The organism is Paenibacillus baekrokdamisoli (assembly GCF_003945345.1).
Lineage (GTDB): Bacteria > Bacillota > Bacilli > Paenibacillales > Paenibacillaceae > Paenibacillus_Z > Paenibacillus_Z baekrokdamisoli.
The window spans coordinates 2,296,091-2,311,122 of sequence record NZ_AP019308.1 but is presented as its reverse complement, the minus strand read 5'-3'; the positions used below and the strand labels follow the sequence as shown (position 1 = coordinate 2,311,122).

Below are 15,032 nucleotides of genomic sequence, written 5' to 3'. Positions count from 1 at the left end.
ACAAAGGGGAACAAATGATGACCAAGATACTAATTGCTGATGACGATGCGCATATCCGTGAGCTCGTGCGGTTATATTTGGCGGATGAAGGCTTCGATATTATTGAATGCAACGACGGGGAAGAAGCTTGGCAGTATATCACGAATCATGCGGTAGATCTGATCGTTATGGATATTATGATGCCGCGCCTTGATGGCTGGGAGCTATGTCGCAAAATTAGGGAGCAAGGGAACATGCCGATCTTGATGATGACGGCCAAAGGCGAAGCCGAAGAGAAGATAAAAGGGTTCCAGCTCGGAACGGATGATTATCTGACAAAACCCTTTGATCCGATAGAACTGGTACTGCGTGTGAAAGCACTTCTGAAGAGATATCGGATCTCCGCAGCACAAATGATTCAGTTAGGCGGCATCGTACTGGATCGTATCGGATTCCAGATCCTTTTCAAGGATAAGGAAGAGGTACTAACGATTCCGCTGAAGGAGTTCGAGCTCTTATATAAACTCGCCAGCTATCCAGGTCAGCTGTTCACCCGAACCAGCCTCATTCAACAAATCTGGGGATATGAGTACGATGGGGACGAGAGAACGATTGACGTTCATATCAAGCGGCTGCGGGAGCGATTTGACAGCTATGAATCGGATTTTAAAATTGTAACGATTCGAGGTCTTGGCTACCGACTAGAGGTGGTACAAGATTAAATCATTATATGTTCGAATTGTTCTCACCTTTATCGGTGCCGTCATCGTGAGTTTAATAGTGTCCTTCTTCTTGTCTAACCAATTATATAGTGACAGAGTCAGACAATTGGCTCAGGAAAATATGATTAAGAGTGGGAAGAGAATAATTCAGTCGCTGGAGCAATCCAAGTCGACTAACATAGATGCTTTTTTGAATGGCGTTGCCGTCCTGCCGAATTTTCGCGTTCACATTTATAATCAAGATAAAAAGTCTGTTTATTACGAGGATGGAGGCAGCGGCAGTGACAACGATAACACATCACAGGTGTCCAACACACAGATTGAACAGGTATTAAAAGGGGGGATCTATAGAGGTGAACATGAGCCTGGGAGTTTTGTTATAGGCCTTCCCTTTAAGAAAAATAATAAATCCTACGCCTTGTTCATATCCCCAGAGCTTAATCGATCATTAGCAGAAGTCCGGTATATGCTGCTAACCGTTCTTATTATTGTCTTAGTTGTGGGCAGCCTTCTTATTCTATTGGCCGCAAGATATATCGTAAAGCCTATGCGGCAATTAACGGAAGCAACAAGGCAGATGGCCAAAGGCGATTTTCAAATCAACATCCATTCCAAACGACGTGATGAAATCGGTGTGCTGACAGCAAGCTTCAATGAGATGGCGGGTGAGCTGCATATGCTGGATCAGATGCGAAGGGATTTCGTGAATAATGTTTCTCATGAAATACAATCTCCTTTAGCGTCTATAACGGGCTTTACCAAGGCGCTTAAAGAAAAGCAGATGGACGAAGTAAGTAGGCAGCGCTATCTAACCATTATTGAAGAGGAGAGCCAGCGTCTGTCTCGAATTAGTACGAATTTACTTCGTCTCTCAACCCTTCAGATTGAGCAGCATCCCTTGCATCCTCATCCGTTCCAGTTAGCTGAGCAGTTGAGGCGTACCGTTATTGCCAGTGAACCGCAGTGGAGTATGAAGAAGATGGAGATGATCCTTAATCTGGAGGAAGTGATAATCAACGGGGATGAAGATCAGCTTAGTCAGGTGTGGATCAATCTGCTGAGCAATAGCATTAAATTTTCTCCGGAGCACACATCCATAGCCATTTCTTTGACAGCCACAGAGAAGATGGTCATCGTAACGATAGAAGATAATGGGCAGGGGATTCCAGATGAGGAGCTTCATCAGATTTGGATTCCTTTCTATAAGGTGGATAAATCCAGAGATAATCGGGTTAAGGGAAGCGGGCTCGGGCTCTCGATCGTGAAGCGGATCATCGATATTCATCAGGGTGATATACAAATTAACAGTCAATTGGGACAGGGGACCCTAATAACCATAAAATTGCCGATCATGTGATAGCAGCATGTCGGTTTTTTTATGTCCTTTGTCCGACTCTGATTGCATTTGTAATGAGCTATACATATTCAGTTCAAATTCATCGCGTATAGTGTTCTCTAGAAAGAGAGGAGAGAGAGCAATGAGTGCTTTAAGTAAATTTAGTTTGAAAAATAGTGTGGTAGTCGTGATTTTGTGCGTGCTCGTACTAGGACTTGGGTTTTATTCGACAACAAAGATCAAGCAGCAAACATTTCCGGACATTAGCTTTCCTGCTGTTTTTGTCCAAGCGGTATATCCGGGCGGGTCCACGGAGGAAGTAGAAACGGAAGTAACCAATCCGGTGGAAGGAAGCTTGCAAAGTCTTAAAGGCTATGACAGCTTAACAAGTACATCCTCAGAGAATGCGGCCAGCATTTTTCTCCAGTACCCATTCGGTACGAATATGGATGATGTGACGAAGGATGTAGAGGGTGCTCTGGCTAAGCTTACCCTTCCTGACAAAGCTAAGGTATCTGTACAGCGTCTCTCAGCGGGAGCGCAGCCAATTTACCAGGCAGCGATCTTCTCCACGAAGGATGATCCCGCTGCGCTCCAGAAGACACTTCAGGAGCAAGTCGTTCCAAAGCTAAGGAAGGCGGAAGGCGTAAGTTCCGTCACCCTGAAAGGAACGAAATCCGAGGAGCTTCGAATTGAAGTCGATAAAGCGAAAGCGAATCAATACGGTTTATCCCTAAGTGCCATACAAAGTGCCCTTCAATCGTTAAACTATGCATTGCCGCTTGGCTCTGTTAATCAAAATGAAACGACAATACCATTAAGCTTGGTCGGTAAAGTGAATGGCATACAGCAAATAAAGGATTTGGAGCTGCAAGTTGGTGCGGTTCAGAGTGCTCAGGGCACTCCCGAGTCCAAGGGCACTGACTTGCGTTCAGTACCATCTCAGAGTTCAAGTCAGGCAAGTGGCAAGCAAGCTGCGACTGGTACAGCTTTACTCGGGCCAAAGAAAGTAAAGCTTTCTGAGATCGCTTCTGTCACAACTATTTCCACGCAAAATGAAATCACTCGCTTCGATGGTAAGGATAGTTATGTGATCGAGGTTGTGAAGAATCAAGATGCCAATACAGCGGATGTTGCGACTGAAGTGAAAGGGATATTGGCTTCCTTCCAGGCGAAATCAAATCTGGATATTCATGTTATAAGCGATCAAGGTGCAGCTATTGAGGAATCCGTTTCCTCGCTAATCCGAGAGGGACTCTACGGGGCGCTGTTCTGTGTTATTATCATCTTCCTCTTTTTACGAAATGTGAGAGCAACGCTTATTTCTATTCTTGCGCTTCCTATTTCCGTTTTCGCCACCATTGCCATCATGAATCAGATGGGGTATACCCTGAACATCATGACACTTGGAGGCATCGCGGTATCCATTGGCAGAATTGTAGATGACAGCATTGTTGTCATTGAGAATATTTTTAGGTGGCGGCAGGAAAAAGGCAGCGAAATGAAAGGGAAAGAGCTTGCATACCATGCAACCAAAGAGGTTATCGGTGCGGTAGGCTCATCGACATTCGCAACGATAGTTGTGTTTCTGCCTCTTGCCTTCGTGAGCGGAATCATTGGCGAATTTTTCCGTCCATTCGCCATTGCAGTTGTGATTTCCATTCTATTCTCGCTTCTCGTCGCGATGATGCTAATTCCTGTGCTTGGTGCTCGATTCTTCAACCAAATCAAGCCTCATAAACAGGGTGGAAGATTCATAGACACTTATGAGAAGCTCATTCGCGGAGCACTTCGTCGTAAAGGCTGGGTACTTGGACTTGCTTTGATTATTCTGGTCGGTTCATTAGGAACGATTCCGCTGCTAGGCGTTTCTTTTCTTCCGGCAAGCTCTGTGCCCTCCATTCAAATCGATATGACGCTGCCGAACAAGAGCGGCATCGAACAAACGAGCTCGCTCAGTGAGAAAGTGGAAGGCTACCTGAAGGACTTAAAAGGAGTAGACAATTATCAAGTTGCCATCGGTGACGGCGGTGCAGGCAACCGATTCATGCAAGCTGGCAGTACGGCGAACAAAGCGGTGTTTAACGTTCAATTCAAAGAAGGGACTGTTATGGACACCGTTATCGATCATACAACCAAGGACCTGCAGACACTTGTAGACCATATCGCCCCTGAAACAAGTGTAAACGTTAAAGGAGGCGAGCAGCAAGGTCCTCCATCGGGCAATAATATCGATGTTAGCTTGTATGCTTCCGATTTAACCGCATTATCCAAAGCCTCAGCACAGGTCGAGAATCTATTGAAGCAAAATAGCGATCTTAAGGATATTACGAACAATTTAAAGGACGTTACGCCTAAATGGGTGCTTTCTATCAATAAAACAGGACGAGATGCCAATGTCTCCTCGTATCAAATTATGCAGGTGGTCAATGAACAGCTGCGGCCAACAAACGTTGGAACGTATACGCTCGATAATAAAAGTCAGGATATTACCATGGCTTACCAGCAGCAGATCAGCTCCAAAGAGCAGCTTGAGAATATTGATATTCCGACCGCTGCTGGTATGAAAAAACTAAAAGATATTGTTGATGTTACACAAGCGGTTGCACCTATTTCCGTTAATCACGAGGATGGGAAGACTTACGCCAAGCTTAGTGCAACTGTCAAGGGAGAGAACACGGCTGCCACAACGAAAACAGTGACATCTGACATCGAGAGTTTATCCCTACCAAGTGGTGTGGATTACAAAATCGGTGGCGGCACCGAAATGATTAATAGCGGGTTTTCCAGCATAGGTCTTGCTATGGGCGCCGCAATTGGTCTTGTCTTCCTTGTACTCAGTATGACCTTTGGTGGATTACTCACACCGCTAATCATCTTATCCTCCTTGCTATTCGTTCCTATTGGGGCGCTTGGCGGGCTGCTTGTGACGGGGCAATCCTTATCGATGAGTGCAATGATCGGAATGCTCATGCTTGTCGGGATTGTTGTTACGAATGCCGTTGTCTTACTTGACCGTGTAGAGAAGAACCGAAAGTCGGGTATTCCGCTCACAGAAGCAATCGTTGAAGCTTCTAAGACACGTCTAAGACCGATTCTTATGACGGCTTGTGCGACCATATTGGCGCTCGTACCGCTAGCTTTATCCCAATCTACGACAAGTTTAATTTCCGGGGGGCTGGCTATCACCGTTATTGGGGGATTAACAACCTCCACTTTATTAACCTTGATTGTGGTTCCGGTCATTTATCAAATGACTGGAAAAAGACGTAAGCTGGAAGAAAACAATTTTTAACAAGAATTAGCAATATGATGAAGCTAAATAAGTGAATAAAAGGGTGCTAAGCGGAGGAATTACTGCTAGCACCCTTTTATATTATTTGGGTCTATCGCATGCCTTTTCGGTAATCAATTAGTCTGCTAAAATAGGGTGGAACGATGAAGAGGTGGTCTCGGTGAAAGAAGAGGGAAGCAATTGTATTATCCAACGTGAAGGCATCATTAGGCAATTAGATCGTGAAGCTGTTCATATTGACGTTAATGGAAAGTCAGTTCAGGTTCCCGTTGATAAAGTGGCTTCGGGACTCGTGGTAGGAAATGTAGTGAGATGGTCAGGGACACATTGGGTCCCTACAAAATGAATGCGAAGAAGAGAGTGGGATTGGGATGCTAGAGGCTAAATATGTGCGTGAATCAAGAACAGTGAAATCCAGTCATGTGCTTCCACCAGACACGAATAATCATAATACGCTTTTTGGTGGGAAGCTGATGGCTTATATAGATGATGTTGCCGCAATGTCAGCAATGAGGCATTCCCGTCATCGGGCAGTTACGGCATCAACGGATTCTGTTGATTTTCTTCATCCCATTAAGATAGATACAGAAGTGTATCTGGAGGCGTTCGTTACCTGGACACACCGGACGTCTATGGAAGTGTTCGTGAAGGTAATGGCAGAGGATCTGCTTACGGGTAGTCGCGTGATAGCGGCCACTTCATTCCTTACGTTCGTTGCGATGGATGAGGAGGGGAAACCGACAGATGTGCCGAGTGTCATACCGGAAACGCCCGAAGAGATTCTCCTGCATGAAGGTGCGGAGGGACGCTCGGAGCTGCGAAGAATTCGCCGTAAGGAAAGCAAACGCTTGGCGGAAATGTTAGGTTCTCGCAAGCCTTGGGAGAAGAATCCAGGGGAATAAGGAGAAAACAAAGTGTTTGCTTGCTTAAAGAGGCAGGCTAGCTCTTGAGGATTATTTAAGAAGACCATACAAATGGTCGACGGATTGCATCGCATATTCGAACTGGACTGGCTTGCCATCCTGGATAATAACGAGGCACGGGACGCTTGAGATTTTCCAAGCATCTCTTAAGCGAGGGGCGTAATTAATATTCAACTTTCGAATATCGATCTGAACGGATGCAGCTAGGACGATCTCCAGCATCCGTTCGGCCAGCTTACAGGTTCCGCACAAAGCAGTAACAAATAGAATCGCTTCTTTGTTTTTCGCATGTGGCAAATGGTGCAGGAGGTCGGCTTCGGTTACTTCGGGTAAGGGCATTTCAGTAAGGTTCCTTTCTTATCAAAAAATGTATTTTTTCGCCTTTTGACTTCTTCTAGCTAGCGATGTTATATTAAACGGATTGCTCTAGAAGGAAAGGGATGTATGAAGTGACAACAAGTGATGAGACAAAGCCGGTACTGAAGTTAACAAAGATTTGGAAATGTAGAAATGCCGATTGCAAAGCATGGGTACGAGAAGAATTCGCTGTAGAACAACAAGCCTGTCCGATTTGCAAAGGTCCGATGCTCCGCAGTATGCGACATTTGCCAGCCGTCCAGAATAAAATAAAATCACAGCCACGTAAACCGAAATCTGATTTCTAAACCTATTTCTAAGCTCATCCGCGTTTATCGCGGTTTTTTTTATGGCTCTTATAAATGAAACCGCTCGATAATTCGTTCGTTTTTACCTAGGTTTGATAATAACATAATTATCGATCCACTAACATTCGGATGAGGAAGTTCCATGAATTCCCCAATATATTCTCAAGACACAAAAACACCGTCAGGATTGAAACTCCTGACGGTTTTTCTTCATCTATAGGGCAGTAATGGTCTGTGGCGATCTAGGTTATTTTCAAGGACATAATCTGTTATTTTCCCAGTTACATAAGAGGTCAAGCAGAGTACGGCCATTCGTATGGAAAGTGTTGCCCCTTTGGCAATGCCCTTCATGTGATAGTTATCCTCTAATTGCTCGGATAAATAAAATAAGACAGCGAAAACGACCAGCATGCACCACGAAAATATGTGAAAAGAAGCAAATGTCGATACTTTTGGTTTAGATGTGTTTCTTTCCTGTATAATGAAAGATAGTTCGTTTAGAGAGGTTGATGAATAATGTTAACAGTTAGCAGCTATACAGTAGAAAAAATTAGAGATCCCTTCGGTATTTTGACGGGGGAACGATATGAATTTGTATTGGAGATTGAAGTCGAAGAAGACGACGAGTTATTCTCTGAGAATGGTATCTATGTCAGAGTCATCTACCTTGTGGATGAGAATCGGACAAGTGTAGTCAAGCACGAAGTCTTGGAGAGAAGCACGAATAACCATCTCGATTTTGAGATGGAGGATGAAGAGCTTGCGTGGATCGAAGCTTTTTGCAAAGAACATGTGGCTGAAGCGGGAAAAAATTGATCAATAGCTTCCATGCGAAGTGTGTTATCAAATGAAATATCATATCAACTGTATAGACGCTAGGCTAGAAGCCTAGGTCATAGTTGAAGTGCACCCCTTAAAAAGTAGACATTGGAAAGCCTACATGGCAATGCAATATCACTTTAGGGGTGCTTTTTTAATGTCAGTTTGGTTGGGTTAGAACACTTATGGCAGGATGAAGTGAATATTCATCGCGAAAATGATATTATGATAGATATCGTGATCATATTTGGGCTCCGATTTGAAAAGTATCCAGTTTCTCAGGTTCCAGTCCTTGTTCCATTTGAAGAGAGTCGAGGTATAGCATACGTGAAGACATTCAAAAAGTTTTATATTGAGATTACGAGCGTCTGTAATCTGGCATGCACGTTTTGTCCACAAACGAAGCGGGAACCTAGTTTCATTAAAATAGATGATTTTACGAAAAGACTTGATGAAATAAAACCTCACACTAGCTATATTTATTTGCATGTGAAGGGAGAGCCTCTGCTTCATCCCAAAGTCGATCAGCTGCTAGATTTAAGTCATGAGCGTGGCTTTAAGGTGAACATTACGACGAATGGAACGCTCATTACGAAGAACAAAGCGAAGCTGTTGGATAAGCCTGCGCTTCGTCAGATGAATTTCTCCCTGCATAGCTTTGACGGTCATGTAGGCTCGACGAACAAAGAAGCTTACATTACAACGATTCTTTCTTTCATTAAGGAAGCACTCGAAACGACGAATATCCTATTCTCTCTTCGTTTATGGAACTTGCATACAGATAATGCGACCAACCAAGAGAAGAATCGGAATCGACAGGTGCTAGAGATTATTGAGCGTGAATTTAATCTTGATTACCAAATCGAAGAGAAGTTCATACGCGGGGGCGGGCTTAAAATTACGGATCGTGTTTATTTGAATCAGGATCATGAATTCGAATGGCCGGATTTGAATGCAGAAGAGGATGACGGCAAAGGGTTCTGTCATGGCCTTCGTAATCAAGCGGCGATCTTGTCTAACGGGACGGTAGTTCCTTGCTGTCTCGACGGCGAGGGCATCATTAATCTTGGCAATATCAATGAGACACCTTTCTCCGAAATTATTGAAAGTGAGCGTGCGAATAAGCTTTATGATGGTTTCTCACGCAGAGAAGCAGTCGAGGAGCTATGTCGTAAATGCGGGTATCGTAAACGATTTGGCACATAAACAGCAAGAAGCAGGAAAGAAGCAAGCTTAAGCTTAATCCGGCTTCTTTTCTATGAATTTTCAAAAAATCCAGGGCCGATTGTTTCGGTCCTATTTTTATTTCGCTTCAAGGGGTAATAATTAGCTTGAGAAAGGAGTTTCATCGCTTTTGCCGAATATATGTACTCAAAACTGAAAGCGATTTCTTAGGTCGGGAGGATTGAACAATGGATGCAGCACAGGTGGAGATAATCAGACAAATTGCGCTTGCACTTCCAGGTGTGGGGGAAGGGATCTACTTCAGTACGCCTGCATTCCGTGTAAGAGGCAAGATATTTGCTCGTATTCGTGAAGATGGAGAAACGATGGCGCTTAAAGTGGATTATGAAGCGAGAGATATTCTGATGAAGGTGCAGGGAGATACCTTTTTCATTACAGACGACTACCTAGAATATCCATCTGTGCTTATGAGGTTCTCACTCGTAGCTCCAGATGCGATGCGTGAGCATCTGGAGCGTTCTTGGCGGTATTGCGCATCGAAAAGGTTAATTGCGGAGCTTAATCTGAAGCATGACGCTTAATAAGCTTGCATGAGATTCTTCTGATTCAGTCTTTTAATAAAGGTTTGTAAGGGTTCTTTGCCTGATACGATAAGCCGCTTCAACAGATAAGGATTTTGCCCTGAGGACGTTAATCCATCATCGAAAGTAAAGGCATATGAATAGCCATTGTTGTGAATCAAGTCTACAGTCATTTGACTGCGATGCCCGTAAGGATAAGCAAAAGCATCCACTTTACTGTGTAAAATATGTTCAATCGCTTTCTTAGAGCCTAATATCTCATCTTTCTGTTTGGCTGCTGTTTCCAGCGGTAGGTGGGGATGAGTACGAGAATGCGGCATAATATCCCACCCCGCTTGATGAAGCTCCTTGATTTGAGTCCATTTCATGTATGGTTTGCTGTTCACCCAATCCGTAATTACAAACAGCGTCGCTGTATATCCATACTTCTTCAAGATAGGGAAAGCTACATCATAATTATTTGCATAACCGTCATCGAAAGTGAGAAGAACGCACTTCTCATCAACGGGTTTCTGCTGCTTCATATATAGCTCGAATTGCGCGAGAGTAAGGGCACGATAGCCATGAGAATGAAGGTAAGCCATCTGCTGCTCGAATTTCTCACGCGTTACGGCATATTCGCTGCTTGAATGATCCGATATAGAATGATAGGTAAGTACAGGAATCGTAAATTCACCTGCAGTTAAGGAGGTTTCAATGGTGTTATAACCGATCTCATTTTCAATTGAAAAAAACGCGAAATACCCGATATACAGGACAATCAAGAGTAGGAATAGTTTTTTCATAAGTGTTCTCCATCGTTAGACTACCTACAAGATGAGGCTTCATCATTATAATTGGTAATCGGCCTGAAAAGAAACAGGAAAAATAACATCAAATTCGGAACCTTGACCCAGCCTGCTGCGCACCTTGATTTCTCCACCGTGCGCCTCAACAATAGATTGCGAAATCGCTAGTCCTAGTCCGGCGCCGCCATACTTGCGTCCACGTGATTGATCACTGCGATAGAACCGCTCAAACAATCGGGAGAGATGCTGTTCATTAATCCCTACCCCGTTATCCCTAACAGAGAGCTTTACTTGTTTTCCCTCATGAATCAACCTGATTATTATAGAACCTTCAACAGGATCGGTATGCTGCACAGCATTCTGAAACAGGTTCAGAATGACTTGTTTCAGCTTATCTGAATCGTAGCTGCCATGGATTTCTTCCGTCAAGACATAACGGACATCGCGATTTCCTGCAAGCATTCTAAGCTGCGGCTGCATTTCGCGGATAGTTGCTGTCAAAGAGAGATCTGATCTATGAAGCTGAGGATCCTGATCGAATTTGGCAAGCACGAGTAAGTCCTCCACAAGCTTATTAATCCGCTTTGATTCCCCATGCATACTGGTTAGCGCACTTTGAAGCTGCTCTGGCTTGGAAGCCGCTCCCCGCAGCAATACTTCAAGAAAACCATGAATAGAGGTTAGAGGGGTACGAAGCTCATGGGAAGCATCCGCAACAAACTGCCGCATTCTTTCCATTGCGTTCTTCTCTGCTTCAAAAGAAGTTTCCAGACGCTCAAGCATACCATTAAAGGAGCGGGATAGCCGATCAATCTCCTCCTGACCTTGGAGGTGAGGGAAGCGTTCATCCAACTTACCTGAATCAATTTGTTCAACCGTACTAATCATCCGCGATAATGGGATAAGTGTACGCCGTAGAACAGGGATATAAAGTGCAAAACCGCCAGCAAGTGCCAGGAGGGATAGGAATAAAAAGATGAGCAGCTGCTGCATCAAAGCTGTTGTTATCGGTGCGGTGCTAGAGCCCATTTGAATATAGTCACTTGAGCGTGAATTATTAGGAGGGCCTAGTGGGTTTAAGATTACTAGTTGTTCTGTTCCTTCGGCATCAGTCATGAGCTTATATTTCGTTTGTTTACCTGCCCCCCTATTCATCATGCTGTCGCTAATGAGGGCTTCGATAGCTTCCTTAGAAAGTACGGGAACAGGAATCCCATTGTCCGCCTTGGCATCTGTTACGGTACCGTCCTCGTGAATAATAGCAATGGAGGTATCGGGCATGAGAAATAAAGGCCGGTTGGGATGACTATTATCGTTCTTGGCTTCGTTATCTTGTGGTTTTTTGTAGGGCCTCTGGTCGGAATTGTTAAATAAATCCTTCGGTATCGTCATGATTTGCGAGTGCATCGATTCGGCTTTACTGCGATATAGGAAATCCTTCATCAGATAGTATTGAAGCAAGCCAATCAGAAGAAGGAGTACAGCTAATATGAACAAGGAACGTGTCAACAGTTGTGAACGAAGGGAGCGAGAGGTACCCACTGTCTTGGAAAAGCGTTTCAGATGATTGATCATAAGAGATCCATCCTGTAGCCAGCACCTCTCAACGTTCGGATTAGTCGATGCTCCTTATCATTTAACTTATCCCGAAGGGAACGAATATACACTTCCACGATATTCTCTTCTCCCCCAAAATCATAACTCCACACACGATCCAGTATCATCGGTTTACTTAGAACGATGCCATGATTCAAAACGAGAAATTTAAGCAGCTCATATTCGGTAGGAGACAGAGTTAGTGGAGCATCCATATATATGATTTCCTTCCTCCGATCATCGATTCGGAACGGTCCATGAACCACCTCACCTAGTAAATCGGGGAATTGATTACGCAGGCGAGCTCCGATTCGTGCCAGCAGCTCATCGAAGCTGAAAGGCTTGACCAAATAATCATCAGCTCCGAGTGTTAAGCCTTTGACCCGATCTCTAACCTCATCCTTGGCCGTAAGCATAATAACTGCAATATGTTCAGAGGTTTCTTTAATTCGTTTACATACCTCGAATCCATCCAGCTCTGGCATCATGACATCTAATATGATGACATGCGGTGCGAATTTCTCTGCCGTTTCGATAGCCGCGATGCCATCGGAAGCCGTCTTCACTTCATATCCTTCATTAACTAAGCCCATTTCGAGAAATTGTAGAATATGTGGTTCATCGTCTACAAGTAATATTTTGACCCCTTTAATTAATTTCATATCTAGGTCCTCCAATAAATGATTGTTTTTTCTATTGTCGCTCCTCTTGCTGAATTTTGTCTGAATAAATAGGGCTATATCTAGCCGAAAAAGAGCATTCAGCGAACATTCAGCGCTCATTCATGCAGACTTCAGTTACGGCGTTCACAATGAAAGCAAGCCGAGGGAGAAGGTTACCGGGATCATAATCCCTCGGCATTATTAACAGTAATGAGCGAATTTGTCGTTCATGGAGTGGAGATGTACTTATGACACCTAAAACAAAATTACGATGGGATATACCTTTAACGCTTATCGTCGTGCTTGCAGCTTTTCTGAACGGCTACAAGATTTGGACCGATCACTACGTCAATACTTACTACACTACAACAGTTGCAAGTATGCTGCAAAACTTCCATAACTTTTTCTTTGCATCCTTAGATTCAGCAGGCTTTGTATCCGTAGATAAGCCGCCACTGACCTTCTGGATCCAGACCCTCAGTGCTTATATATTCGGTCTGCATGGATGGAGCGTTATTCTACCGCAAGCTCTTGCAGGTGTGGGATCCGTACTATTGATTTATTTTCTTATTAAACCGTCCTTTGGGGTAACAGCGGCTCGGATTAGCGCATTGGTGTTTGCAACGACGCCAGTTGTCGCATCGGTCAGCCGAACGAACAACATTGACAGTATGCTTGTATTTACCTTGCTTCTTGCATCTTGGTTGTTATTCAAAGGAATAAAGAACAACAAAATGTGGACCTTGATCGGTGCCTTCGCTATGATCGGTGTCGCATTCAATATGAAGATGATGCAGGCTTACATGGTCCTGCCTGCTTTTTACTTATTTACGATTATCGCTTGGAAAGTCAATTGGAAGAAGAAAGCGAGTGTCGTCACTGGTGCAACCGTACTTATGCTGCTCATTTCGATGTCATGGGCATTGATCGTAGATTCTATACCAGCCAGCAGTCGGCCTTATGTAGGAAGCAGCAGTACGAATTCCGTTATGGAGCTAGCCTTTGGTTATAACGGAGTATCGCGTCTAACTGGTGAACAAGGCGGGGGTGGCGGTGGAGCGCCTGGCGGTATGATGGGCGATGATGGTAGCGGTCAAAGACAGCAGCAATCAAGCACGGAAGATGGTACTCAAGGTCAGCAATATTCAGGTCAAGGTCGACAACTCCAGTCTGGTGATGACGGTGGAGGCCAACCTCCAGGTGGATTTGGCGGCGGCGAAGGCGGTGGACAAGGTCAGCCTCCGGGCGGTGGTGGTTTCGGAGGTGGTAATGGGAACAACGGTGGCCGATTCGGGACCGGTACAGCAGGACCGCTTCGATTATTTCAATCTGGATTATCGGGTCAGGCTAGTTGGCTTTTACCATTCGTAGCGTTTGCTTGTGTGGGCTTGTTCGCTAGTATTCGCCGACGAAATATAACGCAGAAGCATAAGGAGAGCTTGTTCTGGTTAGCTTGGTTAGTTCCAGTCATGGGTTTCTTCAGTATAGCGGGATTCTTCCATCAATATTATCTCATTATGTTGGCTGCACCCATTGCTGCGCTTGCTGGCGCAGGCTGGAAGGAGCTTTGGAATTATTACAACAGTCCATCTGGATGGCTCTCTTGGCTGCTGCCGGCAGCCATTCCGATTACGGCTGTGTTCGAAATGTATATTATCCATCCTTATGACGATACGATCGGCATCGGCTGGTCGATCACCATTTTGGCAGGTGGATTACTTGCAGCACTCTTATTAATTGTTATGAAACGCACCGAACGAGTTGCCCATACGGCTGCAATTCTAGGCTTGGCAGTATTGCTGATCGGACCCATTTACTGGGCAGCAACGCCGATTACTTACGGTCAGAACAGTATGCTTCCACAAGCTGGACCAAGCGCAAGTGGATCAAACGGAGGTGGCGGCATGCCAACTGGAATGGGCAATGACGGAAGTGGTGATAGCGTGCCATCCGAAATGGGCAATGACGGAAGCGGTGGCAGCGTGCCATCAGGAATGGGCAATAACAGCGATAGCACCGTCCCATCTGAGATGGGCAATAACTTTGGCGGCAGTATGCCATCCGGAATGGGCGTGGGTGGTTCAGAGAGCTTAAATCAAAAAGCACTCCAATATTTAAAGGCCAACAATACGGGTGAAACGTACTTGTTCGCAACAACAAGCTATACAACGGCTGCTCCTTATATTATCGAATCTGGCGAGAATGTAATCATTATGGGTGGTTTCTCAGGCTCAGATCCGGTATTAACATTGGATCAATTGAAAAAGTTAGTGGCGGACGGCAAGCTCAAATATTTTATGGTCTCATCAGGCGGCGGAGGCCGTGGAGGAAGCTCAGAGCTGCTCCAATGGATTCAGGAAAACGGCAAGGAGATTCCGTCCTCGGAATGGAAGCAATCAACTGATCATTCATCCCGCAATGGCCGAGACGGCAATGAGACGTTGTACGAAGTTTCGTCAACTGCAAAAGGAGGAGAGTAAG

General features: G+C 44.7%; 14 protein-coding genes. 10 read left to right on the top strand and 4 right to left on the bottom strand.

Annotated features, from left to right (window positions below; genetic code table 11):
* The first annotated feature begins 17 nt into the window (after positions 1-17).
* From EKN16_RS10260 to EKN16_RS10240, 5 genes are all read left to right on the top strand, one after another.
* Positions 18-701, top strand: a complete 684-nt coding sequence (locus tag EKN16_RS10260; protein WP_125666089.1) for a response regulator transcription factor — start codon at positions 18-20, stop codon at positions 699-701.
* Positions 702-747: 46 nt separating this feature from the next.
* Positions 748-2,058: a sensor histidine kinase gene (locus EKN16_RS10255; RefSeq protein ID WP_232016344.1), complete on the top strand. Its 1,311-nt coding sequence runs from the start codon at positions 748-750 to the stop codon at positions 2,056-2,058.
* Positions 2,059-2,179: 121 nt separating this feature from the next.
* Positions 2,180-5,332 (top strand): efflux RND transporter permease subunit, encoded by a 3,153-nt coding sequence (locus EKN16_RS10250; RefSeq protein ID WP_164522759.1) that lies wholly within the window; start codon positions 2,180-2,182, stop codon positions 5,330-5,332.
* A gap of 160 nt (positions 5,333-5,492) precedes the next feature.
* Positions 5,493-5,678: a hypothetical protein gene (locus tag EKN16_RS10245; protein WP_125656151.1), complete on the top strand. Its 186-nt coding sequence runs from the start codon at positions 5,493-5,495 to the stop codon at positions 5,676-5,678.
* Positions 5,679-5,703: 25 nt separating this feature from the next.
* A complete protein-coding gene (locus EKN16_RS10240; protein ID WP_125656148.1) occupies positions 5,704-6,234 on the top strand; it encodes an acyl-CoA thioesterase in 531 nt (176 codons plus the stop codon).
* 51 nt (positions 6,235-6,285) lie between these two features.
* Here the strand turns inward: EKN16_RS10240 and EKN16_RS10235 are convergent, their stop codons facing one another.
* Positions 6,286-6,594: a thioredoxin family protein gene (locus EKN16_RS10235; RefSeq protein WP_125656145.1), complete on the bottom strand. Its 309-nt coding sequence runs from the start codon at positions 6,592-6,594 to the stop codon at positions 6,286-6,288.
* 101 nt (positions 6,595-6,695) lie between these two features.
* Between EKN16_RS10235 and EKN16_RS10230 the strand changes: the two genes are divergently transcribed.
* From EKN16_RS10230 to EKN16_RS10215, 4 genes are all read left to right on the top strand, one after another.
* Positions 6,696-6,920, top strand: coding sequence for a cold-inducible protein YdjO-related protein (locus tag EKN16_RS10230; RefSeq protein ID WP_125656142.1), 225 nt, complete (start codon positions 6,696-6,698; stop codon positions 6,918-6,920).
* Between the two features lie 516 nt (positions 6,921-7,436).
* Positions 7,437-7,736, top strand: a complete 300-nt coding sequence (locus EKN16_RS10225; RefSeq protein ID WP_125656139.1) for a DUF6509 family protein — start codon at positions 7,437-7,439, stop codon at positions 7,734-7,736.
* A 330-nt stretch (positions 7,737-8,066) separates the two neighbouring features.
* The gene (locus tag EKN16_RS10220) at positions 8,067-8,945 is read left to right on the top strand and encodes a radical SAM/SPASM domain-containing protein (RefSeq protein ID WP_125666087.1); all 879 of its coding nucleotides are present in this window, start codon (positions 8,067-8,069) and stop codon (positions 8,943-8,945) included.
* A 206-nt stretch (positions 8,946-9,151) separates the two neighbouring features.
* On the top strand, positions 9,152-9,505 hold the full coding sequence (locus tag EKN16_RS10215; protein WP_125656136.1) for an MmcQ/YjbR family DNA-binding protein: 354 nt from the start codon (positions 9,152-9,154) through the stop codon (positions 9,503-9,505).
* Here the strand turns inward: EKN16_RS10215 and EKN16_RS10210 are convergent.
* Genes EKN16_RS10210 through EKN16_RS10200 form a run of 3 tightly spaced genes read right to left on the bottom strand, consistent with a single transcriptional unit; the run spans position 9,502 to position 12,551 of the window.
* Complete coding sequence (locus tag EKN16_RS10210) at positions 9,502-10,290, bottom strand: polysaccharide deacetylase family protein (protein ID WP_125656133.1); 789 nt, start codon at positions 10,288-10,290, stop codon at positions 9,502-9,504. The two genes, EKN16_RS10215 and EKN16_RS10210, sit on opposite strands and share 4 nt — an antisense overlap.
* Before the next feature lie 45 nt (positions 10,291-10,335).
* Entirely contained in the window at positions 10,336-11,868 is a 1,533-nt protein-coding gene (locus tag EKN16_RS10205; RefSeq protein ID WP_125656130.1) for a sensor histidine kinase, read from the bottom strand.
* Entirely contained in the window at positions 11,865-12,551 is a 687-nt protein-coding gene (locus EKN16_RS10200) for a response regulator transcription factor (RefSeq protein WP_125656128.1), read from the bottom strand. Before EKN16_RS10200 ends, EKN16_RS10205 begins: the two co-directional genes overlap by 4 nt.
* 248 nt (positions 12,552-12,799) lie before the next feature.
* Here EKN16_RS10200 and EKN16_RS33460 point away from each other — a divergent pair, with 248 nt between their 5' ends.
* Positions 12,800-15,031: a glycosyltransferase family 39 protein gene (locus EKN16_RS33460; protein ID WP_125656125.1), complete on the top strand. Its 2,232-nt coding sequence runs from the start codon at positions 12,800-12,802 to the stop codon at positions 15,029-15,031.
* Position 15,032 lies beyond the last annotated feature (1 nt).

What these genes read in the sequence shown, in the direction of transcription:
- EKN16_RS10260 (WP_125666089.1), top strand. Translation starts at nt 18, where the DNA reads ATGACCAAGATACTAATTGCTGATGACGATGCGCATATCCGTGAGCTC.
- EKN16_RS10250 (WP_164522759.1), top strand. Translation starts at nt 2,180, where the DNA reads ATGAGTGCTTTAAGTAAATTTAGTTTGAAAAATAGTGTGGTAGTCGTG.
- EKN16_RS10240 (WP_125656148.1), top strand. Translation starts at nt 5,704, where the DNA reads ATGCTAGAGGCTAAATATGTGCGTGAATCAAGAACAGTGAAATCCAGT.
- EKN16_RS10235 (WP_125656145.1), bottom strand. Translation starts at nt 6,594, where the DNA reads ATGCCCTTACCCGAAGTAACCGAAGCCGACCTCCTGCACCATTTGCCA.
- EKN16_RS10230 (WP_125656142.1), top strand. Translation starts at nt 6,696, where the DNA reads ATGTATGAAGTGACAACAAGTGATGAGACAAAGCCGGTACTGAAGTTA.
- EKN16_RS10225 (WP_125656139.1), top strand. Translation starts at nt 7,437, where the DNA reads ATGTTAACAGTTAGCAGCTATACAGTAGAAAAAATTAGAGATCCCTTC.
- EKN16_RS10215 (WP_125656136.1), top strand. Translation starts at nt 9,152, where the DNA reads ATGGATGCAGCACAGGTGGAGATAATCAGACAAATTGCGCTTGCACTT.
- EKN16_RS10210 (WP_125656133.1), bottom strand. Translation starts at nt 10,290, where the DNA reads ATGAAAAAACTATTCCTACTCTTGATTGTCCTGTATATCGGGTATTTC.
- EKN16_RS10205 (WP_125656130.1), bottom strand. Translation starts at nt 11,868, where the DNA reads ATGATCAATCATCTGAAACGCTTTTCCAAGACAGTGGGTACCTCTCGC.
- EKN16_RS10200 (WP_125656128.1), bottom strand. Translation starts at nt 12,551, where the DNA reads ATGAAATTAATTAAAGGGGTCAAAATATTACTTGTAGACGATGAACCA.
- EKN16_RS33460 (WP_125656125.1), top strand. Translation starts at nt 12,800, where the DNA reads ATGACACCTAAAACAAAATTACGATGGGATATACCTTTAACGCTTATC.